Annotated in this window: 26 protein-coding genes and 1 pseudogene; 15 read left to right on the forward strand and 12 right to left on the reverse strand. The window is 65.0% G+C overall.

Annotation, left to right across the window (positions count from 1 at the left end; all coding sequences use genetic code 11):
- The first annotated feature begins 2 nt into the window (after positions 1-2).
- From zwf to YP76_RS23075, 4 genes are read left to right on the forward strand one after another with little or no spacing between them, the layout of a single operon-like run.
- A complete protein-coding gene (zwf, locus tag YP76_RS23065) occupies positions 3-1,439 on the forward strand; it encodes a glucose-6-phosphate dehydrogenase (RefSeq protein WP_021243094.1) in 1,437 nt (478 codons plus the stop codon).
- Positions 1,440-1,473: 34 nt separating this feature from the next.
- Complete coding sequence (locus YP76_RS28435; protein ID WP_021243093.1) at positions 1,474-1,668, forward strand: hypothetical protein; 195 nt, start codon at positions 1,474-1,476, stop codon at positions 1,666-1,668.
- Complete coding sequence (locus YP76_RS29320) at positions 1,652-1,774, forward strand: hypothetical protein (RefSeq protein ID WP_021243092.1); 123 nt, start codon at positions 1,652-1,654, stop codon at positions 1,772-1,774. Before YP76_RS28435 ends, YP76_RS29320 begins: the two co-directional genes overlap by 17 nt.
- Positions 1,771-2,517: an HAD-IIB family hydrolase gene (locus YP76_RS23075; protein ID WP_009824013.1), complete on the forward strand. Its 747-nt coding sequence runs from the start codon at positions 1,771-1,773 to the stop codon at positions 2,515-2,517. Before YP76_RS29320 ends, YP76_RS23075 begins: the two co-directional genes overlap by 4 nt.
- Before the next feature lie 146 nt (positions 2,518-2,663).
- Here the strand turns inward: YP76_RS23075 and YP76_RS23080 are convergent, their stop codons facing one another.
- The 8 genes from YP76_RS23080 to YP76_RS23115 all read right to left on the reverse strand — a co-directional run bounded on the left by YP76_RS23080 (position 2,664) and on the right by YP76_RS23115 (position 8,498).
- Complete coding sequence (locus YP76_RS23080) at positions 2,664-3,104, reverse strand: four-helix bundle copper-binding protein (protein WP_025549148.1); 441 nt, start codon at positions 3,102-3,104, stop codon at positions 2,664-2,666.
- Between the two features lie 14 nt (positions 3,105-3,118).
- Positions 3,119-3,562: a DUF1622 domain-containing protein gene (locus YP76_RS23085; RefSeq protein WP_004212663.1), complete on the reverse strand. Its 444-nt coding sequence runs from the start codon at positions 3,560-3,562 to the stop codon at positions 3,119-3,121.
- A complete protein-coding gene (locus tag YP76_RS23090; RefSeq protein WP_025549149.1) occupies positions 3,549-4,271 on the reverse strand; it encodes a hypothetical protein in 723 nt (240 codons plus the stop codon). Before YP76_RS23090 ends, YP76_RS23085 begins: the two co-directional genes overlap by 14 nt.
- Complete coding sequence (locus tag YP76_RS23095; protein WP_009824015.1) at positions 4,268-4,996, reverse strand: hypothetical protein; 729 nt, start codon at positions 4,994-4,996, stop codon at positions 4,268-4,270. The genes YP76_RS23090 and YP76_RS23095 overlap by 4 nt, the downstream gene beginning before the upstream one ends.
- The gene (locus YP76_RS23100) at positions 4,996-6,921 is read right to left on the reverse strand and encodes a 2Fe-2S iron-sulfur cluster-binding protein (protein WP_021243091.1); all 1,926 of its coding nucleotides are present in this window, start codon (positions 6,919-6,921) and stop codon (positions 4,996-4,998) included. Before YP76_RS23100 ends, YP76_RS23095 begins: the two co-directional genes overlap by 1 nt.
- Before the next feature lie 19 nt (positions 6,922-6,940).
- Positions 6,941-7,306 (reverse strand): hypothetical protein, encoded by a 366-nt coding sequence (locus YP76_RS23105; protein ID WP_232307697.1) that lies wholly within the window; start codon positions 7,304-7,306, stop codon positions 6,941-6,943.
- A gap of 284 nt (positions 7,307-7,590) precedes the next feature.
- Complete coding sequence (locus YP76_RS23110) at positions 7,591-8,016, reverse strand: heavy metal-responsive transcriptional regulator (protein ID WP_021243089.1); 426 nt, start codon at positions 8,014-8,016, stop codon at positions 7,591-7,593.
- A 143-nt stretch (positions 8,017-8,159) separates the two neighbouring features.
- Entirely contained in the window at positions 8,160-8,498 is a 339-nt protein-coding gene (locus YP76_RS23115; RefSeq protein WP_021243088.1) for a hypothetical protein, read from the reverse strand.
- A 261-nt stretch (positions 8,499-8,759) separates the two neighbouring features.
- On the opposite strand from YP76_RS23115, the gene YP76_RS23120 reads away from it, so the two are divergent.
- The 7 genes from YP76_RS23120 to YP76_RS23150 all read left to right on the forward strand — a co-directional run bounded on the left by YP76_RS23120 (position 8,760) and on the right by YP76_RS23150 (position 17,355).
- Positions 8,760-9,122, forward strand: coding sequence for a hypothetical protein (locus YP76_RS23120; protein WP_007406428.1), 363 nt, complete (start codon positions 8,760-8,762; stop codon positions 9,120-9,122).
- 77 nt (positions 9,123-9,199) lie between these two features.
- Positions 9,200-9,457, forward strand: a complete 258-nt coding sequence (locus YP76_RS23125) for a hypothetical protein (RefSeq protein WP_007683334.1) — start codon at positions 9,200-9,202, stop codon at positions 9,455-9,457.
- A 63-nt stretch (positions 9,458-9,520) separates the two neighbouring features.
- On the forward strand, positions 9,521-10,783 hold the full coding sequence (locus YP76_RS23130) for a TolC family protein (RefSeq protein WP_013039107.1): 1,263 nt from the start codon (positions 9,521-9,523) through the stop codon (positions 10,781-10,783).
- Positions 10,780-12,270, forward strand: a complete 1,491-nt coding sequence (locus YP76_RS23135) for an efflux RND transporter periplasmic adaptor subunit (protein ID WP_021243085.1) — start codon at positions 10,780-10,782, stop codon at positions 12,268-12,270. Before YP76_RS23130 ends, YP76_RS23135 begins: the two co-directional genes overlap by 4 nt.
- The gene (locus tag YP76_RS23140) at positions 12,267-15,410 is read left to right on the forward strand and encodes an efflux RND transporter permease subunit (RefSeq protein WP_025549154.1); all 3,144 of its coding nucleotides are present in this window, start codon (positions 12,267-12,269) and stop codon (positions 15,408-15,410) included. The genes YP76_RS23135 and YP76_RS23140 overlap by 4 nt, the downstream gene beginning before the upstream one ends.
- Entirely contained in the window at positions 15,407-15,811 is a 405-nt protein-coding gene (locus tag YP76_RS23145; protein WP_037462736.1) for a copper-binding protein, read from the forward strand. The genes YP76_RS23140 and YP76_RS23145 overlap by 4 nt, the downstream gene beginning before the upstream one ends.
- A gap of 248 nt (positions 15,812-16,059) precedes the next feature.
- The gene (locus YP76_RS23150; protein ID WP_021247421.1) at positions 16,060-17,355 is read left to right on the forward strand and encodes a hypothetical protein; all 1,296 of its coding nucleotides are present in this window, start codon (positions 16,060-16,062) and stop codon (positions 17,353-17,355) included.
- A 66-nt stretch (positions 17,356-17,421) separates the two neighbouring features.
- On the opposite strand, the gene YP76_RS23155 is transcribed toward YP76_RS23150, so the two are convergent.
- Positions 17,422-17,952: a GNAT family N-acetyltransferase gene (locus YP76_RS23155; protein ID WP_007686150.1), complete on the reverse strand. Its 531-nt coding sequence runs from the start codon at positions 17,950-17,952 to the stop codon at positions 17,422-17,424.
- Positions 17,949-18,569, reverse strand: a complete 621-nt coding sequence (locus tag YP76_RS23160) for a recombinase family protein (RefSeq protein ID WP_008832583.1) — start codon at positions 18,567-18,569, stop codon at positions 17,949-17,951. The genes YP76_RS23155 and YP76_RS23160 overlap by 4 nt, the downstream gene beginning before the upstream one ends.
- A 125-nt stretch (positions 18,570-18,694) precedes the next feature.
- Between YP76_RS23160 and YP76_RS23165 the strand changes: the two are divergent.
- Positions 18,695-20,967: pseudogene (locus YP76_RS23165) on the forward strand (Tn3 family transposase); the annotation flags it as partial.
- Positions 20,968-21,028: 61 nt separating this feature from the next.
- Here the strand turns inward: YP76_RS23165 and YP76_RS23170 are convergent.
- Together YP76_RS23170 and YP76_RS23175 are read right to left on the reverse strand one after the other, a co-directional pair.
- Complete coding sequence (locus tag YP76_RS23170; RefSeq protein ID WP_004213255.1) at positions 21,029-21,589, reverse strand: recombinase family protein; 561 nt, start codon at positions 21,587-21,589, stop codon at positions 21,029-21,031.
- Between the two features lie 170 nt (positions 21,590-21,759).
- Complete coding sequence (locus YP76_RS23175; protein WP_014072603.1) at positions 21,760-22,182, reverse strand: MerR family transcriptional regulator; 423 nt, start codon at positions 22,180-22,182, stop codon at positions 21,760-21,762.
- 76 nt (positions 22,183-22,258) lie between these two features.
- Between YP76_RS23175 and YP76_RS23180 the strand changes: the two genes are divergently transcribed.
- From YP76_RS23180 to merA, 3 genes are all read left to right on the forward strand, one after another.
- On the forward strand, positions 22,259-22,654 hold the full coding sequence (locus YP76_RS23180; protein WP_014072602.1) for a mercuric transporter MerT family protein: 396 nt from the start codon (positions 22,259-22,261) through the stop codon (positions 22,652-22,654).
- Between the two features lie 12 nt (positions 22,655-22,666).
- Complete coding sequence (locus tag YP76_RS27335) at positions 22,667-22,996, forward strand: heavy-metal-associated domain-containing protein (protein ID WP_004213249.1); 330 nt, start codon at positions 22,667-22,669, stop codon at positions 22,994-22,996.
- 79 nt (positions 22,997-23,075) lie between these two features.
- Entirely contained in the window at positions 23,076-24,452 is a 1,377-nt protein-coding gene (gene merA, locus YP76_RS23190) for a mercury(II) reductase (RefSeq protein ID WP_037465822.1), read from the forward strand.
- Positions 24,453-24,534 lie beyond the last annotated feature (82 nt).

The following is a 24,534-nucleotide window of genomic DNA, read 5'->3' on the forward strand; positions in this document are numbered from 1 at the left end:
CCATGAAGAAGGCCCCACCCGCCACTCTGGTCATTTTCGGCGCGACCGGGGACCTGACCCGCCGCCTGCTGGTCCCCGCCGTCACCAATCTGTGCACCGACGGATTGCTGGGAAAGGACTTCACCATCCTCGGCATCGGCCGCAGCGATGGCGATGACGAGATGTTGCGCGCCAGCCTCGATAAGTTCGCGACCGAGGGCGATTGCTGGCGTGATCTGCGCAAGCGCATCGCCTACCTCCAGGGCGATTTCACCGCAGACCGGGTGTTCGACGATGTCGCCAAGGCGTTGGGCGACCGAAGCGCGGTCTTCTACCTCGCCACGCCAGCGCAATTCTTCGGCGCCATCGTCGAAAAGCTTGCCGCCAAAGGCCTGATGGCGGAAGCGGGCAGTCGGTTCCGCCGCGTCGCGATCGAAAAGCCGTTCGGCCACGACCTCGCCTCGGCCAAGGCGCTTGACGCCCGAATCCTCGCCTTGCTCCCGGAAAGCCAGATCTACCGGCTCGACCACTTCCTGGGAAAGGAAACTGTCCAGAACATCCTGGTCGCGCGCTTCGCCAACCAATGGTTCGAAGCGGTGTGGAACAATCGCTATATCGATCATGTCCAGATCACCGCCGCCGAGACGGTCGAGGTCGGATCGCGCGGATCTTTCTACGATGCAACCGGCGCGCTCCGCGACATGGTCCCCAACCATCTGTTCCAGCTGCTGGCGATGATCGCGATGGAGCCGCCCAACAGCTTCGATGCCGACGCGATCCGCGACGAAAAGGCCAAGGTGTTGCGCGCGATCCGCAAGCCCACCGCAGTCTGCGCAGTGCGCGGCCAATATGGCAAGGGCCGTGTCGGTAGCCGCAACGTGCCGGCCTATCGTAAGGTCCCGGATGTCGCTACCGACAGCAGGACCGAGACCTATGTCGCACTGAAGCTGGAAGTCGACACCTGGCGCTGGGCCGGCGTGCCCTTCTACCTGCGCACCGGCAAGGCGCTGGCAGCGCGCGATACGGAGATCGTCGTCACGTTCAAGGCAGTGCCCTACGCTTTATTCCGCGATTGTCCGATCGACCGCCTGCCAGCCAATCGCCTGATCTTCCAGCTGCAGCCGGACGAAAGCATCGTCTTAGACATGCTGGTCAAGAAACCGGGTCCAGTGATCAAGACCGCAGGGACAACGCTCGATTTCACTTATGCCGACCACTTCAAGCTGTCGGGCCGGACGGGCTACGAAACCTTGCTCTATGACATGATGACCGGCGACCAGACATTGTTCCAGCGCGCTGAGCAGATCGAGGCGGGCTGGGCCGCGGTCCAGCCGATCCTCGATGACTGGGTCAAGGACAAGGGCAGGCTTGAATCCTATGCACCAGGCAGCGCCGGCCCGGCCGGCGCAGATGCCCTACTCGAACGCGATGGCCGCTTCTGGCACAGGATCGGCCAATGATGCTGGGCCTCGTCATCTCCGACATCGACGGACTTTGGTTCGCAAGGACAAGAGCCTGGCGTCGGCGACGATTGCCCGGTCGCGGACCTACTATCTGGACGTCACCAACCCCTATGCCAACAAGCGAGCTGGCGTCGATGCCCTGGCGCGGGCGCTCGGCCACATGCCCAATGACCTGCCCTTTGCTCGTGCGCACCGGCCTATCGATCGCCATGGGCAAGGCGCCTGAGGAGATCCGTAGCGCAGCGCACTACATTTCAACCAGCGACGACAAAGATGGCATCGCCGATGCCATCGACGCATTTCTGCTGCCGCTTGTGGGAGGATCATCATGAAGCGACTGGCCGCTTTCGACCTCGATGGAACGCTCGCGCTCAGCAAGCAGCCGCTCGACGATGAAATGGCGGATCTGCTTACCCGCCTGCTCGACGTGACGATGGTAGCGATCATCTCCGGAGGCGACTGGCCGCAATTCGAGAAACAGGTGGTGTCGCGCATGCCCGCCCGTGCGCGGCTCGACAATTTTATCATCCAGCCGACCACGGGCACCAAGCTATATCGTCACGCCGACGGCCAATGGACGCGTATCTATGCCGATCTGTTCACCGGCGACGAAAGCCAGCGCATCCGCGAAGCACTGACCAAGGCGGTCGAGCAGGCGGGCTATGCAAACGAGAACATCTGGGGCGAGCAGATCGAGGATCGCGGCAGCCAGATCACATTCTCCGCGCTCGGTCAGCAGGCGCCGCTCGAGGCCAAGGACACGTGGGATCCCGATCACGCCAAGCGCAAGAAATTGCAGGCCCTGCTCCAGCCGTTGCTGCCAGGCTTTGCCATCAATATCGGCGGGGCGACATCGATCGACATCACCCGCGAAGGGATAGACAAGGCCTATGGCCTTAAGCGCCTTTCCGAGCAGACCGGCGTCGCACTCGACGAGATGATCTTCTTCGGTGACGCGATCTTCCCGGGCGGAAATGATTATCCGGCCAAGCATCTCGGGCTGGATACCGTGCGAGTCCGCGACGTTGCCGAAACCAAGTCGGTGGTTGGCGCGATCGCTGCCTGGCTGGTCTAGAAGCGCTACCGCCGATCCTTAACCAGTCCCGCTTTCGCACCCATACGACCCAGCTTCGCAGCGGTCCCACATTGTAGAGCCGACGGATCGCTTCAATGGTGCTGGAGCTGCTTGACCTCACTACGCCTGGGCGCGTTCGAGGAAACTCAGCTCGACATGTCCGCCATCGTTCGGCAGCTCGCCGCGCATTTCTTGCAGGTGGCCGAGCAACGCGCGATCCGCTGGTCCGCGCTATGGCGTCCGCATTCCTCGGCGCAGCGCTCGCAAGCGTCGGCGCAGGCGCGGCAGACGATGCGGTGCAGGGCAGATTCCCGCAGCATCGAGTTGGCAGTCGCCTGGCACAGTTCCGCACAGTCGTTCAGCATGGCGATCAGCGACGCCGTAGCTGACGCGCCGCCTTGCTTCGTCAGCCAAGCGGCGGTTTCCAGGCACATGCGGTGCGAAGCCACGCAATCGTCGATGCAGTCCGTCATCGACATCGCCATCCCTTCCATTCGATGCTGCTGCGCCGCCGCCGGCGCAGCCAGCGTTCCGGCGGCGGCAAGGCCGGCGCCGGCCATCAGCAATTCGCGTCTCTCGATCATGATGCGCCTTCCATCTGCTATCGCTTGAGCGCTGTGCCGCATCCGGCGGCCTCAGCCGTAGCCGGCGACCCATCCGACGCCGCACGCGCCTTCTCCCGCGCCATCCGGGTTTCCTCCCAGGGCCAGTGGCCGTTGATCTCGACCCCGAGCGAGATGCTCAGGAAGGTCCGCACCAGCACAAGCCCGGCCAGCACGATGAGATCGTCGAGCGTCGGGTTGATCACCAGCGACTTGACGATGTCGCCGGCGACCAGAAATTCCAGGCCGAGCAGGATGCTGCGGCCGAGCGCCGATCGGAACGCGCTATAGGCCTCGGTTCGGTCGCCCGCCCTCGCCCGCCGCGCAAACAGAAAGGTTGCGAGCCCCGCGCCGACCAGGATGGTCAGCGTGCCCGCCAGTTCCAGGCCGATCACCGCAAGCCGGAAGAAGGCGCTCAGCCAGTCGGCCTCAATGGTGATCATACCAGCCTCGCTTGCGGATATTGTTGAAGCTGTCGGTGGCGTGACAGGCATAGCATTGGTCGACGCGCGCTTTCGATCCGGCTGCGCGCTGCGAGACCATGCTGAAATGCTCCATGAAGTGACTGGGCGGCGCCTTGTGGCACTCGGCGCACTGCGTCGAATTGACCGATGGATGGCGGTAATTGGCGATCTTCCAGCTGTCGGTCTTGTGACAGCTCGCGCAGTCGGTGCCGAACAGGCCCTGGTGCGGATCGCGGAACGCATGGCAGCTCGCGCAATTGAGCGCGGTCTCGGGGGTCAGGCTTCGAGTGTTTGTCGACATGCCCGCCGAAGGCTGCCGCCACTTTGCCATGTCGAGCAAGGCGGCGTGATCCATGCGGATGATGCCGCGCTCTCCCTCATGTTCGACGTGGCAGGAGGTGCACTGCGTCGCTTTCGCGTGGAACTGCGTCGACTGCTTCGTCCCGAAATCCGTGCCCGCATGGCAGGTGAGACAGGTCCGGGTTTCGACGCCCTTGCCCGGCGTGTGGCAGGCCGTGCATTGGCCGGCGAAGGACTGGTGGGCGCTCGAGAGCGGGCCGGGCGCTACGAGCTGCGCCACCAGGCCGGCATCCCTCGGCGCGTCCGATCGCATCCGGATCGCGACCGCGGCGACCATCACCAGCAGGGCTGCGATGAAGACGGCATAGGAAAGACGCTGCCAGCTCATAGCCAGCGCAGCCCGTAATAGATCGCCGCGCCGACGTGGAGCGCGAGCAGCGCGAAGATGAGACAGCCCAGCAGGATGTGCAGGAACCGCCATCGCGCGAACAGGGTGTTGGTCGCCTCTTCGGCGCGGATCGCGAATTCGGTATCGGCCAGCGCCGCGGCGATCCCCGCCCTGTTCTGGGGGTGCTGGCCCGCGGGCGCATCCCCGGCGACGAACAGATAGCGCCTCCAGCCCGACAGCGGCGCGGCTGCGGTATCGGCCTGCGCCGGCGCCGCCGGCTCCTCAAGGAAGGCGGCGCGAAGCGAGGCCAGTTCCGACCTGCGTCCGCGCAGCGCCCGACCAAGCTGGGCAAGCAGGTAGCGGCCGATGAAGCCGGTGATGACCGTCATCAGCAGGAGGACGGTCAGAAGCAGTCCGACCGGGCTTTCGAGCTTGTGCGCGGCGTGGACCAGACCCAGGATCGGCGCCAGCACGCCGGCATAGATGTGGATGGCGAGCAGGGTAGGCTTGCTGACGAGCCGGGAGAGCACTTTGTCGACCCAGGCGATGTGCTTGGCCGCGACATAGGGAAGCGTCAGCAGCATCAGCACGAGCGCTGCGATCCCGATGATCCCGCCAGCGAGGCTGCCCGGAAAGCGCGGTGACACATGCACGAGGTAGCCGAACGGGAACAGCAGCAGGAATGCGACCAGCAGGCCGACGGCGATGTCGCTGCGTTCGCGCATCAGGCTTCGACCACGAGCGGCGTGCCCGTGCCCTTCGCCTGGCACGCGAGCACATAGCCCTGCGCCTTGTCGGCGGGCGCGAGGCCGGACTCGACCTCCATCGTTACCTCGCCCTGCAGCAGCTTGACCACGCAGGCGCCGCATGTGCCCGCACGGCAGGCATAGGAGATCTCGACGCCCGCGCCCTCGGCCGCCTCGAGCACGGTCTCGTCCGCGGGCAAGGCCGCCGACACCCCCGACACGGAGAAGGTCACCGTGCTCGGCGCCACCTCGGCGCTCGGGGCCGGCTTATCCGCTGGCGCGGGCGCGGGTTTGACCTCGAGATCCTCGTGGTCGGCCGGCAGCGAGGCCGGACCGAACGCCTCGGTGTGCAGCTGCGCTTCGGGGACGCCAAGTTCCGCCAGCACGCCGCGCATCGCGCCCATCATCGCCGGCGGGCCGCACATATGGATCCGCCGGCTCGCGATCTCCGGCACCGCGGCCAGGATCATCTCGCGGGTGATCGGCCCTTCGGGGCCCATCCAGACGGTGCCGGGCGCGCGCTGCATCGCGGCGACGACATGGAGGTTGGGAAAACGGCGTTCGAGCCGCTCGAGCTCGTCGCGGAACACGAATTCCTCGGTCGACCGTGCGCCGTAGAAGAAGAAGATATCACCCTTCCACGCGGTGTCGGTGAGATAGCGCAGCACCGACATCATCGGGGTGATGCCGACCCCGCCCGCGATCAGCACGATGCTCTGGGCATCCGTTCCCGTGAAGGTGAAGGCGCCGAACGGTCCGCTGACCTTCAGCAGATCGTCGGCGACGACCTTGTCGTGCAGGTATCGCGAGACCACGCCCTGCTCCTCGCGCTTGACCGTCAGTTCGACATAGGCCCGCTGGGTCGGCGAAGAGGCGATCGTGTAGGAACGGCGCGCGGTCTTGCCCGCTTCGGGCTCTACCTCGACCTGCAGGAACTGGCCCGGCAGGAAGTCGAACGGCAGCCGGTCGGCGGTCGGGTCCGCGAGCCGGAAGGTCAGCACGCTCGGCGTCTCTCGCACGATCTGGACCACGCGCAGCTGCCCCGCCCAGCTTTTGGGCTTGCGCAGCGACGCCCCAGCGGGTGCGGCCGCATTGCTCGGCGCGAGCCCGGCGCTGTCGGCAACGGGTGCAGGCGCGGGCGCAACCCTGGTAGCGGGAGGGGCAGCCTTCGGCTCCGGCTTTGCTGGAACCTTGGCGGTGGCGACACCGCCGGCGATCGCCCCGATCCGCCGCAGGCGGAAGATCTGCAGCGCGATAAGCGTGGCGCTCACCAGCCCCAGGAACAGCATGAGAAGGAGGTGCGAGGGCGAGATGCCGAACCAGTGATCGGCATGGCCGGGCGCGGCCTGGTCGATGTCGAGCTGATCGCGCAGCCAGGCAAGCCCGACCTCCCGGGGCGGCTGCAAGCCCCCGATCGCGCCCTGCGCGGCGGTACCGGAGCGGAACAGGTCGGTCCCTTCGCGCATCCGGCGCGCCGCATCGAGCCGGGCCGAGACCGTTGTCGCACGCGCGCCGTCGGCCGAGGCGGCGTTGACCATCGACAGGCCCGTGCTTACCCGTTCCCCGGCCTGCGCAGCGACCCGCTGCCGGGCCGCTTCGTCGAGCGCGGGAAAGGCGAGCAACTGCGAAAAAAATGCGGTGCGGCGGGAATCGTGCCCATGTTCATTCTCGCCTTCGCCGTTGATCATGCGCTCCATCATAGAGTTCATCATCGAGGCCATATCGGAGGTGCCGACCTCGGGCTTTGCGGACATTGCGCCATCGGCCATCCCCGCACCGCCCGAAGTATCCCCATGATGTGCCGAATGGTCTTCGCCCTCCTGAGCGTGCACGCTCGCAGAGGGAAGGCTGAAAGCGAGCAACAACCCCAGACCCGAAAGGCGAAGGCTGGTCCAAACGCACATGTCGACCCCCTTCGCGCCCTTACATGTCCTTCATCGGCATCGCCGAATCCGCAGGCGCAGGCTCGGTCTTCGGAGCGCTGCTGTTCATGCCTCCCTGGCGCATCGCATCATGGTCCATGGCCTGCTGGTGATGCCGCTCCATCTCCTGTTCATTGGCCATGGCGTCCGAATGATCCATGCCGGCGGGATTTACGCTATCAGCGCCAGCCGCGGGTGCGGCGCTGTTGGCCGCAGCCGGCACCGTCTGATCGGTCTTGCGCTCACAGCCCGAAAGCGCCGCCATCGAGAGCAGGCTAACGCTGATTAGCGACAGTATGACTTTTCGATTTCCGACCATTGCTTCTTCCTTTCGTACTGGAGGAATCTCCGGGTGGGCCCGAGCCACCCGGAGCAGGAATCATTGTGCTTGGCGAAGAATCTTGCGGCACTGATCGTGCGACAGGTTCATGGGATTACGACCCTGCTGTTTCATCTCGCCATGGTCATGACGTGTCTGGAGACCCATATCGCCCTCCATGGCCCTACAGCTTTCGACCTGTGCGGAGGTAGGCGGCGTCGTCGCACAGGCGCCCAGAAGCAATGCTGGAACAATCCCAGCCACTATATGCATTCGTGTCATGATAAATCCCCTTTTAATAATGGTGTTTGTTCTTCCTGCGAGGCTTGCTCTTATATCTTTCGGTGATCAGATCTCCGCCTTTCCGTGAGGAACGTGAGAATAGGGCAATCGGAAACAGGAACTTCGCCCGGGCACTCATCGGCAAGCAATCGAAGCATGTCGCGAATATCGGACAGGCGCTTGAGCCGGACTTCGGCGTCCGTGATCTTGGCGAGCGTGATATCGAGCACGGCCTGCGCATGCGCGGTGTCCGATGCCCTGAGCGCCAGCAGCTGCCGGGCCTGATCGAGGGTGAAGCCAAGCTCCTGCGCCGAGCGGATGAAATTGACGCGCTCGAGGTCGGTCGCGTCGTAGAGCCTGTAGCCCGCTGCCGTGCGCGCGGGCTCGCGCAGCAGGCCCATCCGCTCATAATAGCGGATCGTATCGCGGCCCACGCCTGCGGCCGCGGCCAGTTCGCCGATCTTGAAATTGCCCATGTCATCCGCTCGATCATGCCGGTTGGACCATGGTCCAGGGTCAAGCGGTTTCGCTTTGACCCCGAACGGTCTCCTCGTCGCCGGCGGCCCGCTGCCCCGACGCGTCGCATCAGGGCAGCCCGTGCCGCCGGGCCACCGGCTTGTCAGTTCTTGCGAAGCTCGACGATGTCGTGCTTGGCAGGCGTGCCGTCGGCGACGGACACGTGCGCGAAGTGATCGTCAAAGATATGGTCGATTGTCACATGGCCGACGAGCTGGCGGTGATAGGTCGGCGCCACGCCCTTGGACGGACCCGGATGGGTCACGACGCGATAGACCTCGAGCTTCTGGCCGACCTCGGCGCCATCGGCCTTGCCGATGCAGACGACCGTGCCGTTGCTGCCCGTGTCGACGATCGAGCCGCGCATGAACAGGCTGTGCCCGATGCCCTGGGCCATAGCGGGGACGGCAGCAAGCATCGAAATGCCGGCAAGCGCGACCATGAGAGTTTTTCTGACCATATTCACCTCCTTGGATGGTAAGCCACCGCCCGGACTTTGCCGAGGGGAAGAGCGTCTCTTCAGGCTTGGGACTACGGTCCCGGGTCCAGCCTCGATATACGTAGAGGCCGCAGCCGATCTTCTTCCCCGGGCCGGATCTTTATTGACGCGGAGTTGACGGAATCAGCCGTCAGCACTTCAAAATCCGCGCGGCGCGAGACTTTGGTTGGCTGCGCCCGCGAAACCCGCTAGATATCGAGGCCCGTGAAACGCCTGCTCGCCCTCCTGCTCGTCATCGGAGCGCTGTCCGGTCTCTTCGGAGCCCAGATGGCGGCCGCGCACAGCGTGCCGCAGGCGGCAGGCGCGCCGCTGGCCAAGGGCATGGATGCGGACTGCATGGCGATGATGGCCAAGCAGCAGCCTGCGCCCAGCGAAAAGCCCTGCAAGGGCCTGACGCTCGATTGCATCGCCGCGATGGGGTGCGTGATCCCGCTGGTCGCAGCGGACCTGGCAGGCGGCGTTGCGCCTGCGCGTCTCTACGACGCGCCCAGCTTCTGGACGACCGACACGATATTGACCGGCAAGGCGGTTGCGCCCGAGCCGGATCCTCCCACCAGCCTTGCCTGATTGAACGAGCACGGGCTGCGCGCATCGATCGATGCGTGCGCGCCCGGTTTCCTTCTTTTCAGTCAAAGGTTTTCGTGATGATCAAACTGCTTCCGGCCGCCCTTGTGGCGGCCCTCAGTCTCGCCGCGCCTGCGCTTGCAACCGACGCGAGCCGCACGCCGCAAGGCCATTGGGAATGGCGGTCGGCGCCGCAATATGGTCCGCGGGCGACTGGCCCTGCGCGTGTCCGCATATGGGTGCCCGACAGCCGGGACATGGCCAGCTGCGATTGCGCGATGATGCAGGCAAGCGCCGCCGACTGCATGCGCGGCGCAGTCAGGTCGGACAAGGGCTAAACCCGCTCCGGAGCGGCGCGTCACATCTTGGCGCGCCGCCTCTGTCATGAGGGGATGATATCCATGATCATGATGCCGAGGCGCGCTGTGCGACGCCTGTTGCTCTCTATCGGTGCGACGCTTGCGAGCGCCTGGGCCGTGCCGGTGTCGGCCGGCCCGCTCACCTACGAGCAGGCAGTGAGGCTCGCTGCCGCCAACGCGCCAAGCCTCAAGGCGCGCGCGGCGGCGACAGCCGGCGCCCGCTCTTCGGCGGTCGCGGCCGATCGCCTGCCCGATCCGACGCTCGACCTGGGCCTGCAGAACTTCCCGGTGAGCGGCCCCAATGCCGGCAGCTTCACGCGCGACGATTTCACCATGGCGACGATCGGGTTCAGCCAGACCTTCCCCAATCTCGCCAAGCGCCATGCACGCGCCGCGCGCGCCGCGGCCGATATCGGTATCGCCGAGGCGGGCGAGCTGGTCGAAGGCCGCAACGTGCGGCTCGAGACCGCCCTCGCCTGGGTCGATCTCTATTATGGAGAACGCCGGCTCCGGCAGCTCGACCTGCTCGATGCCAGCCTCGACGACCTGCAGAAGACCGTGACCGCACGCCTGGCGTCGGGCAGCGCGCGCCCGAGCCAGGCGCTCGAGCCCGACCAGCTCCGCGCCGCCATCGCCGATCGCCGCGCCGAGATGGCTGCGGTGGTGGCGCAGGCGCGGGCCCGGCTCGCGCGCTATACCGGCGACCCCGACCCGCAGGCGACGGGCGACCCGCCGATGCTCGATGTCGATCCGATCCGGCTGCGGGCCGGGATCGATGCGCTTCCCGCCCTGCGCGCGCAGGACGCGCGGATCGCAGTCGCCGAAGCGGACGTGCGTCTCGCGCGCGCCGACAAGCGCCCCGACTGGAAGGTCGGCGTCACCTATGGCCGGCGCGATCCCATGTACGGCGACATGGCCTCGGTCGGCGTGTCGATCGACCTGCCGCTGTTCGCCGGCAAGCGCCAGAACCCCAGGATCGCTGCAAGCGAGAGCCTTGCGCAAGGGGGTCGGTTCGACCGCGAGGCGATCCGCCGCGAGCTGGTGGCGCAGCTCGACGCCGATCTCGCAGACCATGCCATGCATCTCTCCCGGTTGCGCAATGCCCGCGAGACGCTGGTGCCACTCGCCAGGCACCGCGCCGAGCTCGACCGCGACAGCTATGGCGCCGGCAAGCTCGACCTTGGCGCCGCGCTGCTCACGACGCTCGGGCTCGCGGAGGCCGAGGTCGAGGCGCTCAACCGCGAAGCCGACGTCGCGCGCGACGCGGTCCGCATCACTATCACCTATGGGGAGGAGCGGCCATGACGCTCGATAAATCCGCGCTGCGCTGGGGCGCATCGATCCTGGCTGTCGCGCTGCTGGCCGGCGGCACAGGCTATTGGGCTGGCCATCGCCAGGCACCGCAATCGGAGGCGACCACGCCCGCCGGGGCAGGCAAAGTCCTTTACTGGTACGATCCGATGTTCCCCAACCAGAAGTTCGACAAGCCCGGCAAGTCGCCCTTCATGGATATGCAGCTCGTGCCGCGATACGCGGACGGAGGAAGCGCCGGCGCGGCCCCCACGGTCGCCGTCGATCCCGCCGCGCGGCAGAGCCTGGGATTGCGGGTCGTCGCGGCGAAGATGGGCAGCCTTGCCTCGGCCCTCGAGGTCACCGGCACGATCGACTTCAACCAGCGCGACGTCGCCGTCATCCAGGCGCGTTCGGGCGGGTTCGTGAGCCGCGTCTATGCGCGAGCGCCCGGGGACGTGGTCCGCGCCGGCGCGCCGATCGCGGACCTGCTCCTGCCCGAATGGGGCGGCGCGCAGACCGAATATCTGAGCGTCAGGCGGCTCGGCAAGCCCGATCTCACCGCGGCCGCGCGCCAGCGGCTGCGGCTGATGGGCATGTCCGACGGCCTCATCGCCAGCGTCGAGCGGAGCGGTCGGCCGAACGGCGTGGTGACCATCACGACGCCGATCTCGGGCACGATCCAGACGCTCGACGCCCGTGCCGGCGTGACGCTCGCCATGGGCCAGACGCTCGCCCAGGTAAGCGGGCTCGGCACCGTCTGGCTCAATGCCGCGGTGCCCGAAGCGCGCGCGGGCGATGTCCGGGTCGGCCAGAATGCCAGCGCCACGCTGGCGAGCTTCCCCGGCGAGCGCTTCGCCGGCCGGGTGATCGCGATCCTGCCGACGACGCAGGCCGACAGCCGCACGCTCACCGTGCGGATCGAGCTGCCCAACCGGGACGGGCGGTTACGGCCGGGCATGTTCGCCAGCGTCGTGCTTGGCGGCGATGCCAAGCCGGCGCTGCTGGTGCCGAGCGAGGCGGTGATCCGCACGGGCAAGCGCACGCTCGTCATGCTCGCCGCAGGCGACGGGCGCTATCATCCCGCCGAGGTCCGCATCGGCCGCGAGGCGGGCGGTGAAACCGAGATCCTTGCCGGCCTGTCGCCCGGCGAGAAAGTCGTCGCCTCGGGGCAGTTCCTGATCGACTCCGAGGCGAGCCTGTCGGGAATCGAGGCGCGGCCGATCGGCGGCGGTGCGGCATCGGCGACCATCGCCGCGCCGAGGTCGAAAGCCACGCTGTACGAGACGACGGGCAAGATCGAGCGGCTCACGGCCAATGCGGTGACGCTCAGCCACGAACCGGTCCCCGCGCTCGACTGGCCCGCGATGACGATGACCTTCGCGCTCGCCGATCCGGGCATCGCGCGCGGCTTCAAGGCGGGCGACCGGGTTCGGTTCGGGTTCGACCGGCCCCCGGCGGGACCGACGCTGCGGCGTATGGCGAAGGTGGCGGGCCGATGATCGCCCATCTCATCCGCTGGTCGGTCAAGAACCGCTTCTTCGTTCTGATCGGCATGCTGGCGCTGGTCGGCGCGGGCCTCTGGGCGGTACGATCCACCCCGATCGACGCCCTCCCCGATCTGTCCGACGTGCAGGTCGTCATTCGTACCAGCTACCCGGGTCAGGCGCCGCAGATCGTCGAAAACCAGGTCACCTATCCGCTCACCACCACCATGCTGTCGGTGCCAGGCGCCAAGACGGTGCGCGGCTATTCCTTCTTCGGCGACAGCTTCGTCTATGTGATCTTCGAGGACGGCACCGATCTCTATTGGGCGCGCAGCCGCGTGCTCGAATATCTGAACCAGGTGCAGGGGCGCCTGCCGGCGAGCGCGCGCAGCGCGCTCGGGCCCGACGCGACCGGGGTTGGCTGGGTCTATGAATATGCGCTGGTCGACCGCACCGGCCGGCATGACCTGTCGCAGCTGCGCGGTCTGCAGGACTGGTTCCTGCGCTATGAGCTCAAGACCGTGACCGGCGTCGCCGAGGTCGCCAGCATCGGCGGCATGGTCAAGCAGTATCAGATACTGCTCGATCCGGTGAAGCTCGCGGCCTACGGGGTGACCCACGCCCAGGCGGTCGAGGCGATCCGGCAGGCCAATCAAGAAGCGGGCGGGTCGGTGCTCGAGCTGGCCGAAGCCGAATATATGGTGCGCGCCTCAGGCTATCTGAAGACGCTCGACGATTTCCGCGCGATCCCGCTGAAGACGGCGGCCGGCGGCGTGCCGATCCGCCTCGGCGACGTCGCCACGATCCAGATCGGCCCCGAGATGCGGCGCGGCATCGCCGAGCTGAACGGTGAAGGCGAGGTCGCAGGCGGGGTCGTGATCCTGCGCTCGGGCAAGAATGCGCGGGAGACGATCGCGGCGGTCAAGGACAAGCTCGCGGACCTCAAGAGGAGCCTGCCGCCGGGCGTCGAGGTGGTGACGGTCTATGACCGCTCGCAGCTGATCGACCGTGCTGTCGAGAACCTCACCCACAAGCTGGTCGAGGAGTTCGTCGTCGTGGCCCTGGTCTGTGCGCTCTTCCTCTGGCATGTCCGCTCGGCGCTCGTCGCGATCCTCACCCTTCCCTTGGGCGTGCTCGCCGCCTTCGTCGTGATGCGCTACCAGGGCGTCAACGCCAACATCATGTCGCTCGGCGGCATCGCCATCGCGATCGGTGCCATGGTCGATGCGGCCGTGGTCATGATCGAGAACGCCCACAAGAAGATCGAGCGCTGGGAGCAGGACCATCCGGGCACGCATCTCGACGGCGAGACGCGCTGGATCCTCGTCACCGAGGCGGCGGCCGAGGTCGGGCCGGCGCTGTTCTTCAGCCTGCTGATCATCACGCTGTCGTTCATCCCGGTGTTTACACTGGAGGCGCAGGAGGGCCGGCTGTTCGCGCCGCTCGCCTTCACCAAGACCTATGCGATGGCCGCCGCCGCGATCCTGTCGGTGACATTGGTGCCGATCCTGATGGGCTGGCTGATCCGGGGGCGGATCCCGCCTGAGCAGGCCAATCCGGTCAATCGCTGGCTGACCGATCTCTACCGGCCTGCGATCGACTGGACGATGAAGCGGCCCAAGACCGTGCTGCTGATCGCGGCTTTGGTGTTCGCGACCACGGCCTGGCCGCTCAGCCGGCTCGGCGGCGAATTCATGCCCAACCTCGACGAGGGCGACCTGCTCTACATGCCCTCGGCCCTGCCCGGTCTCTCGGCCGCCAAGGCGAGCGAACTGCTCCAGCAGACCGACCGGCTGATCAGGACGGTGCCCGAGGTCGAAAGCGTGTTCGGCAAGGCGGGGCGTGCCGAGACCGCGACCGACCCCGCCCCGCTCGAGATGTTCGAGACGACGATCCAGTTCAAGCCCCGCGACCAGTGGCGACCAGGCATGACGCCCGAGAAGCTGATCGACGAGCTCGATCGCCGGGTGAGGCTTCCGGGGCTCGCCAATATCTGGGTGCCGCCGATCCGCAACCGCATCGACATGCTCGCGACGGGCATCAAGAGCCCGATCGGGGTCAAGGTGTCGGGCAGTGATCTCGCCGAGCTCGACCGCATCGCCCATGATGTCGAGACCGTGGCCAGGACCGTGCCGGGCGTCAGCTCGGCGCTCGCCGAGCGGCTGACCGGCGGACGCTATGTCGATGTCGACATCGACCGCGCCGCCGCTGCGCGGTTCGGACTCAACATCGCCGACGTGCAGGCCATCGTCTCGGGCGCGATCGGCGGCGAGACGATCGGCGAGACGGTCGAGGGCCTCGCCCGCTATCCGATCAGCGTGCGCTATCCGCGCGAATTGCGCGACAGCCTCGACGGGCTGCGGGGGCTACCGATCCTGACGCCCGCGGGCCAGCAGATCACCCTCGGCACGGTCGCCAATGTCACGATCGCCGAAGGGCCGCCGATGCTCAAGACCGAGAATGCCCGGCCCTCGACCTGGGTCTATGTCGATGTGCGCGGGCGCGATCTCGCCTCGGTGGTTGGCGATCTGCAACGCGCGGTGGCGAGACAGGTTCGGCTCTCGCCGGGGGTCAGCATCGCCTATTCGGGCCAGTTCGAATATCTCGAGCGCGCGGTCGACCGCTTGAAGCTGGTCGTGCCCGCGACGCTGCTGATCATCTTCGTGCTGCTCTACCTCATCTTCGGCCGCTTCGACGAGGCTGCGCTGATCATGGGCACGCTGCCGTTCGCGCTGACCGGCGGCATCTGGACGCTCTATCTGCTGGGGTTCAACCAGTCGGTTGCCACCGGGGTCGGGTTCATCGCGCTCGCCGGCGTCTCCGCCGAGTTCGGGGTGGTGATGCTGATCTATCTCAAGAATGCGCTGGCCGAGCGCACGGCTAATCCGGACGCCGCCGAGGTGAAGGCCGCGGTGCGCGAAGGCGCGCTGCTGCGCGTCCGGCCCAAGGCGATGACGGTCGCGGTGATCCTCGCCGGCCTGCTGCCGATCCTGCTGGGATCGGGCGCGGGCTCGGAGGTGATGAGCCGGATCGCGGCGCCGATGATCGGCGGCATGCTGAGCGCGCCGCTGCTGTCGATGTTCGTCCTGCCCGCCGCCTATCTGCTGCTGCGCCGGCCGAAGACCGACCCCATCCATCAACCCGCTTCATCATGAAGGAGACGATTATGAGACATGCACGACTGACCCTCGCCCTCGGCCTTGCCGTCCTGACCGCCGCGTGCGGCAAGAAGGGCGAGACCCCGGTTACAACCGAAACCAACCAGGCGGCGCCTGCCGCGACCATGAGCGGCGACATGGGCAACATGTCGATGGCGCCTGACGCGAACGCCGCAATCAAGGCCAAGGGCCATGGCACCGTCACCGCGATCGACAAGACGGCGGGCACGATCACGCTCAACCACGGCCCGATCCCCGAAGCCAAGTGGCCGGCGATGACGATGGCGTTCAAGGCGGCGCCCGCGATCACCGATGCGGTCAAGGTCGGCGACAAGGTCGATTTCGACCTCTCGCTCAAGGGCAGCGATGGCGAGGTCACCGCGATCACAAAGCAATGATCCGCTAAGTTCGACCAAAAGAAGCTGGTTGCGTCGCCGCTCCGGGGCGGCGACGCCCCTGCCGGCCGTCTGCCTGGCCGTGCGCCCGGTCTACGGATGCGATCGGCAACGCCCAACGCCAGCCGCGTTTCCCTGCGCGATCACAGGCAGTTTGAGCAAGCTTCGCGGATCGCACATTGAACGTGCAAGCCGCCCTTGCCCGCGATAGCCTGAGCGGCAAGGAGCCAGTTCAGGATGACCGAGCCAGTATGACCTTGTTACCCACGACACATCATGATCTCTTGAGCGAGCTTGTCCGTCGTTGGCGAGACGATCCGGGCGCCACCTATCGCTCCTGGTTTCTTTGGGACGAACGCCTGAAAAACTTCCGCTCCATCCGTCGGGGGCTGCAGCAGGTGGTCGTGGAAATCGAAAGTGGGCGGTTCGGCGTCGCCTATCGCGGCTCGTCACTGGAAACGGTTGTCCACTCGATCGCCGAACAGCGGCAGATCTTCAAGGGCGCCGACCATGCCTGGCTGTGGAAGCCCAAGCTGCGCATTCCCGACATTTACGAAAGCCCGGACAATCAGCGGGCGTTCGGTCGCCTGCTCGACAATTGCTCGTGCTGCGATACCGCCGAGGAGATCATCAGCCACATCCGCAGCATAGACGCGCTCAAGATCAAGGGGCTGGGGCCGGCGGCGGCCAACCTGCTCTATTTCCTTCACCCGACGCTGGTGCCGCCCTTCAATACCGCGATCGTCAAGGGCTACAATGCCGTCACCGGCGCCAAGGTGAAGCTCGGGTCATGGGATCATTTTCTCGCCATGCGCGCCGGCATCCTCGACCTCAACGACCGTTACCGCGAGTTGCTCTCCAACGATCTCGGCGCGATCGGCGGACTGTTGTTCGACATTGGCTCGGGCCGCTATCCCGCGCCACCGCTGGAGGATGACGCAACGGCGGCCGACGACTGGCTCGGCAGATTGGAACATGCCAGAGCGGAGGCAAGCCGGCTCGACAAGACAGCCGCCGCGCAGGGCGAAACCGATCGCACGCACGCCGAAATCCAGGCCTGGCTGCGCGACCTCGGCCATGCCCTCGGTTACGATGTGTGGATCGCCGCCAATGACCGCGGTCGACTTCACGCTGGCTGCCCGCTTGGACAGGGATGCCTCGAGCGCCTTCCAGACGCCATTGCGACCTCTCCCGGAGCGGACTCGATCCGCCTCATCGACGTGTTGTGGCTGGCGAAGGGTGGCGACGGCGTCGCCGCCGCGTTCGAGGTTGAACATTCGACCTCGATCTACTCGGGGATCGTGCGCATGCTCGATCTGGCGCTGTCGGGGAGCGATCTGCACGCTGCCGCCGGGCTATTCCTGGTCGCACCGAATGCGCGCGAGCAGGACGTTCGCGCGCAACTCCGTCGCCCGGCTTTCAGCCGTATTGCCGATCTCGACTTCGCCTATCTGCCCTATGGCGAGCTGGAGAGAAACAGGGACGCGATCGCTCGTTTTGGAACGGGATTGAAGGCCATCAAGGCGATCTCAAGCCCCCTTCCCTGAAAGGGGGCGTTTGCGGGAGGGGGCGGAATCCTACGCCAAGCTCGCCCAGATAGCCGGCGCGAGATCTTACTTGTTGCTGCCTTCTACGGTCGCGCCAGAAAGGCGACGGCTCAGTTCTATCCGGCGATGGCTACGCATTTTGAAGGTGTCTGGCCCAACGCGCCGATACTCAATGAAGCCGAGAGAACGCCAAAATCGCTCTGCCGCTTCATTCGCTTCCAGCACGGCCAACCGAATCTCTGTGGCACCTCTCGCAGCGGCCCAGCTTTCGACCGTCGAGTAAATTGAGCGTCCGACGCCACGACCACGCTGTGCGGCATCTACGATCATGAAGCCGAGATACCATGTGCCATCACGCGGATAATCGCGGAGGATGGCCGCGATTGCATATAGGCCGCCAGGCCCCTTCCATCCCAGGACAGCTTGATTGTGGGCGCTCTTTTCGGGCGGCACATCGGAGAAAAGCTCGCGAGCATCGTCCAGCGTGGGCGCGGCCCCGTCCTGCAACAGGAAATAGTCGCTGCAACGGTTGTACAGGTCTGCAACGTCTGCGGCGTCCGCTTGGGTAAGTTTGATCGGGGCTCCCGTCATCATCATCGCGTTTTGGCAGCAAGCACGCGCTGACCGTAATCCCGGAGTTCCCCGTTGGGACCGACATAGCGGTAGAGAGTGACGCGCTCGATCCCGAGTTCCTTGCAGAGGTCGGAAACGGACGTGTCGCGTTGGGCCATAGCAGCCTGAGCGAGCCGCACCTGGGCCTTGGAGAGGGCGAACTTGCGGCCACCCTTGCGTCCCCGCGCGCGGGCAGCGGCCAGGCCAGCCATGGTGCGCTCGCGGATCATATCCCGCTCAAACTCCGCCAGTGTGGCAAAAATGCCGAACACCATCCGGCCCGATGGTGTCGTGGTGTCGATCTGCGCGCCCTTGCCGGTGAGCACCCGCAGACCGATACCGCGATCCGACAGATTCTGCACCGTGCTGACCAGGTGGGTGAGCGTTCGGCCGAGCCGGTCGAGCTTCCAAACGATGAGGACATCGCCGTCGCGCAACGATTTCAGGCAGGCGGCAAGACCGGGGCGATCATCACGGCTACCGGATGCACGATCATCATAGATATTGCCTGGCTCGACACCGGCAGCGCGAAGGGCATCGTGCTGCAGGTCGAGCGACTGCGAGCCGTCGGCTTTGGACACGCGGGCGTAGCCGATCAGCATGGATCACAAACGAAGGTTTGAGGCGGTGACGAACATGAGCACATAAGATTGGGCTATTGTGTATCTTAACCAGCATCTCAATCAAGCTATCTCAAACCGTAGCTCGGAAAGAATAAGGAGCATGTATGCCGCGTCGCGTGACCCTGACCGATCGACAGCGCGAGGCGCTGCTTCACTTGCCGGTCGATCAAGGTGAGCTGCTGCGGCACTATACCCTCAGCGATGAGGATCTCGGGCATATCCGCCAGCGCCGGCGCGCCCACAATCGTTTTGGCTTCGCGCTGCAACTGTGCGTCCTGCGCTACCCGGGCCGGGTGCTCGCTCCTGGCGAGTTGATCCCGGCGCAGGTATCGGATTTCATCGCGGCCCAGCTCGGCCTGACCAGCGACGATCTACTCCTCTATGCCGCGCGCGAGGAGACCCGGCACGAGCATCTGGCGGACCTTCGCCGAATCTACGGCTATCGCTCCTTTTCGGGGCGGGGCGCACGGGATTTGCGCGAATGGATCGCTCGGGAAGCCGAGGCGGCGACATCGAATGAGGATCTTGCCCGTCGCTTCGTTGCGGAGTGTCGCCGCACCCGCACGATCCTTCCCGGCTCCTCGACGATCGAGCGCCTTTGCGCCGATGCGCTGGTTGAGGCCGAGCGCCGGATCGAGGATCTTATCGCCCATCGCATCACGCCAACCCTGAGCGAGAATTTGGCTCACCTGTTGGAGGATACGGTGGATGGTCGCGTCACGCGCTTCGTATGGCTGCGACAGTTCGAGGTTGGCGCAAATTCAGCAGCCGCTAACCGGCTGATGGATCGACTGGAATATCTTCAAAGGTTCGATCTTCCGGCGGATTTGCTGGACGGCGTGCCGGCGCATCGTGTGACCCGGCTTCGCCGGCAGGGCGAGCGCTATTACGCCGACGGCATGCGTGATCTGCCCGAAGACAGGCGGCTTGCGATCCTCGCTGTCTGCACCCTGGAATGGCGGTCATCGCTGGCCGATGTCATCGTGGAGACCCACGATCGCATCGTAGGCCGTCTCTATCGGGCCTCCGAACGCCTTTGCAACACCAGGATCGCCGACGAAAAGGCGGCCGTTCGGGACACGCTGAAGTCCTTTGCCGAAATCGGTGGTGCTTTGCTTGGAGCGCAGGACGATGGCACGGCCCTGGACGGGATAATCGCCACCGGGCCTGGCTGGGAACGGTTCAGAACCCTTGTCGCCACGGCCTCCGCGCTGACCAACGTGCTCGCGGCCGACCCGCTCAGCCGTGTGCTGGACGGCTATCACCGTTTCCGCCTCTACGCGCCCAGGATGCTGCGCCTGCTCGACATGCAGGCGGCGCCGATCGCCACGCCTCTTCTGGCGGCCGTTGCGATGCTGCGTAACGGGATCAAGGTCGATCCGCCGGTGGATTTTCTACGTCCCAACTCGAAATGGCATCGTCATCTTCGCGCTGAGCCCAGCGGCGACCACCGGCTTTGGGAAATCGCGGTGCTGTTCCACATCCGCGACGCCTTCCGGTCCGGTGACATATGGTTGGCGGGATCGCGCCGCTATGGCGACCTCAAGCAGCTTCTGGTCCCGCCACAGGCGATAGAGCAGACCGCGCGGCTCGCCGAGCCGCTGCGACCCGGCGAATGGCTGGCCGAGCGCAGGGCTCGACTGGATACACGGCTGAAGGAGTTTGGCCGCGCGGCGCGAACCGGCACGATCCCAGGCGGCATCATCGAGAACGGCAAGCTGCACATCGACAAGCTGAGGGCCGACACGCCCGAAGGGCCGAGGATCTCGTGCTCGATCTCTATCAACAGCTCCCGCCCGCGAGGATCACCGATCTGTTGCTGGAAGTCGATGAGCGAACCGGATTTTCCGAGGCGTTCACGCATCTGCGCACCGGCGCGCCCTGCAGCGACCGGATCGGCCTGATGAACGTGTTGCTGGCGGAAGGCGTCAATCTCGGTTTGCGCAAGATGGCGGCGGCGACCAACACGCACAGCTTCTGGGAATTGCTGCGGATCGCGCGCTGGCATGTCGAAGGCAGCGCCTATGATCGGGCGCTCGCCATGATCGTGGAGGCCCACGCCGCCCTGCCCATGGCCGCCTTCTGGGGACAAGGGCAATCGGCATCCAGCGACGGGCAGTTCTTCCTTGCTAACGAGCAGGGCGAGGCGATGAATCTGATCAACGCGAAATATGGCAACGTCCCGGGCCTCAAGGGATACAGCCATGTGTCCGATCAATATGCGCCGTTCGCAACCCAGGTGATCCCGGCAACGGTCAGCGAGGCTCCCTATATCCTGGACGGGCTGCTCATGAATGACGCGGGCCGCCGCGTTCGCCAGCATTTTGCCGACACGGGCGGCTTCACCGATCATGTGTTCGCCGCCTGCGCCTTGCTGGCGTCACCTCAAGCTTTGTACGCTGAACAACGATTTTCCGGACATAATGTGAACATTGGTGTCAGGCAGCGGCGCGAAGGTACTGGTAGAGGGTTTCGCGGCTGATGCCCATGTCGCGCGCGATGGTCGCCTTGCGTTCACCGGCGGCAACGCGGCGGTGCAGATCGGCAATCATCTCATCCGAGAGCGACCGTTTCCGCCCCCGATAGGCGCCGCGCTGCCGAGCGATCGCAATGCCTTCGCGTTGCCGTTCGCGGATCAGGGCGCGCTCGAACTCAGCAAACGCACCCATGACCGAGAGCATCAGATTGGCCATCGGGGAGTCCTCCCCCGAGAAGGACAGGCTTTCCTTCTCAAACTCGATCCGGATACCTCGCTTGGTGAGGCCCTGGACCAGCTTGCGCAGGTCATCCAGATTGCGGGCCAACCGATCCATGCTGTGGACGACGACGGTATCGCCTTCGCGGGCGAAAGTGAGCAGAGCCTCAAGCTGGGGGCGGTTGACGTCCTTGCCCGATGCCTTGTCGGTGAAGGTCCGATCGAGCGACTGACCTTCCAATTGGCGATCCACATTCTGATCGAACGTGCTGACCCGGACATAGCCGATCCGTTGCCCCTTCACTGCGCACTCTCTCCATCAAAATGTCAGGTTGAAATCTATGATACGCAACGACATTCGTCAACAAATTCCGTTTAGTACCCTAATCTGACAGAAACCGCGGTAGCGCCCTGACGTCCGGTTAGGCTATACTCCAAGCTGACATCACAAAATCAAATCCCTCAAAGATGGCGTCAATTGCCTTGATGGGGTAAAAACTGGAGTGCTTCCAGGATGGGACATTCGGCAACGTCATCTCCAGTGCATCTGGCTAACGTGGTCGCCAGCGTCACCTCTATCTTCTGCAAATCTGCAATGCGGCGGCGGACATCTTCAAGGTGGAGTTCGGTTCTCGCCATAACCTCCGCGCAGGTTTGTGCACCGGTATCGGTGAGCGACAACAATGACCGTATCTCATCCATTGCATAGCCAAGGTCGCGCGCGCGCAGGATGAACTGCAACCTTTGCACCAGTTCCGGCGAATAGACGCGGTAGCCGTTGGAACTGCGAGGCGGCCCCGGCAGCAATCCCACCTTCTCGTAATAGCGGATGGTTTCGAGATTGCAGCCTGTTTTCCGGGCAAGCTGGGCACGCAAGATGCCGACCTGTTGCTCCATGAAAATACCTCTTGAGTCTGTAGTGGCTACAGAGCCTACACTGCGAATCACTCAGTTGGAACAAGGGATTCAAGCCATGGTCTCAACGCCGGAAGCGGGACAGCCAGCCCTCACCGAAAACCACGAGCCGAAGCAGGCAAACTGGGTTGCGGCGGGCGCATTGATCGGCGCGGGGCTCGCCTCGGCTTGCTGCGTCGTCCCGCTACTGTTGGTTATGCTCGGAATTTCCGGCGCGTGGATCGCCAACCTGACGGCGCTCGAACCTTACAAGCCCTATGTCGCAGGCGTAACGCTCGCGCTGCTCGGCTACGGCTTCTGGCATGTCTATTTCAAGCCGAAACCGCCCTGTGAAGACGGTTCCTACTGCGCTCGTCCACAATCGGCTTGGACCACCAAGGCGGTGCTGTGGCTGGGCCTTGCCGTCGCCATCCTGGCGCTCACCATCGACTGGTGGGCACCCTGGTTCTATTGAAAGGAAATACCCATGAAAAAGACAGTATGTATCGCTATGGCCGTGCTGGCTATGGCTGGCGGCGGGGTCGCCTATGCAGTTAGTGGCACGGCGCAAGATCGCCCCGCGGCTACCGCAACCGCTCAGAAGCAAACCACCTTTGCCATAGAGAACATGACCTGCGCCACCTGCCCGATCACCGTGAAGAAGGCGATGGAAGGCGTCGCCGGGGTAACGGCGGTCACGGTCGATTTCGCAGCCAAGACCGCGCGCGCAACCTATAACCCGCGCCGCACCAATGCTGCTGCGATTGCCGCTGCATCAACCAACGCGGGTTATCCGGCGCGCGCTATTCAAAACTGAGCGGGGCGCCGCCAGCGCCTCAAGAAAGCGATAAGCAATGAACGACTGTTGCAACCGCCCCGGGCAGGAAGGATTTGACGTGGCCGTCATCGGCGCGGGTTCTGCCGGGTTCTCCGCCGCGATCGCCGCTGCCGATCTGGGCGCGAAAGTGGCGCTCGTCGGTCACGGCACGATTGGCGGCACCTGTGTCAATGTTGGCTGCGTTCCTTCCAAGACGCTGATCCGCGCCGCCGAAGCGGTGCATGGTGGGCTTGCCGCCGCGCGCTTTCCCGGCCTTGGGGGCGCTGTCCAGATGGATGACTGGTCCGTATTGGCGGCGTCGAAGGACGATCTTGTCACGACGCTGCGCCAAAAAAAATATGTCGATCTGCTGCCCGCCTATGACGGTGTGAGCTATATCGAGGGCAAGGCACGCTTTGCCGATGGTGCGCTGATTGTCGGCGATGCGCCCATGAAGGTCGGCAAGGTCATATTGGTGATGGGTGCGCACGCCGCCGTGCCGCCGATTCCGGGGATGGACAGCGTGCCCTACCTAACCAGCACATCGGCGCTGGCGCTGGATCGCTTGCCCAAATCGCTGCTGGTGATCGGTGGCGGGGTGATCGGGGTAGAACTGGGACAGATGTTTTCGCGTCTGGGCGTTGATGTCACCATCTGCTGCCGAAGCCGCCTGCTCCCCGAAATGGACCCGGAAGTGAGTGCCGCGCTGAAAAACTATTTGGAAGCCGAGGGCGTGCGGGTTTGCGCAGGTGTCGGCTATCAGCGTATCGCCCAAACACAGAGCGGGGTCGAATTGACCTGCGAGGGGCATTGTGACACCGTCGCGGCGGAACAGGTGCTCATCGCCACCGGACGCCGACCCAATAGCGACGGGCTTGGGCTGGAGGAGCGCGGCATAGTGCTTGCCCGTAATGGTGGAATCGTCGTCGATGACCACCTCGAAACGTCGGTTCCAGGCATTTACGCGGCGGGCGATGTAACGGGACGGGACCAGTTCGTCTACATGGCCGCCTATGGCGCAAAACTGGCCGCGCGCAACGCGGTGACGGGCAACCAATACCGCTACGACAATTCCTCCATGCCATCCGTCGTCTTCACCGACCCGCAAGTCGCCAGCGCCGGCCTCACTGAAACGACAGCACGGGCGCAAGGCCTGGACATCAAGGTTTCGCTGCTCCCGCTCGATGCTGTGCCAAGGGCACTGGCAGCACGCGATACGCGGGGTCTCATCAAACTGATTGCCGACAAGGCGAACGACCGTTTGCTGGGCGGCCAGATCATGGCACCCGAAGGCGCGGATTCGATCCAGACACTGGTGCTGGCGATCAAACACGGCATGACCACCCTGGAATTGGGTGCAACGATATTTCCTTACCTGACCACTGTGGAAGGCCTCAAACTGGCGGCCCAAACGTTTGATAAGGATGTCGCCAAACTGTCTTGCTGCGCCGGGTGATTGCTCGGGGATCAACCGGCAACGAATGGCCTCCCTCCAGTGCAAGCCGCTTTGGTGTCAATTTTGTTATTCGCCTCAGCGG

This window comes from Sphingobium chungbukense, from assembly GCF_001005725.1.
Lineage (GTDB): Bacteria > Pseudomonadota > Alphaproteobacteria > Sphingomonadales > Sphingomonadaceae > Sphingobium > Sphingobium chungbukense.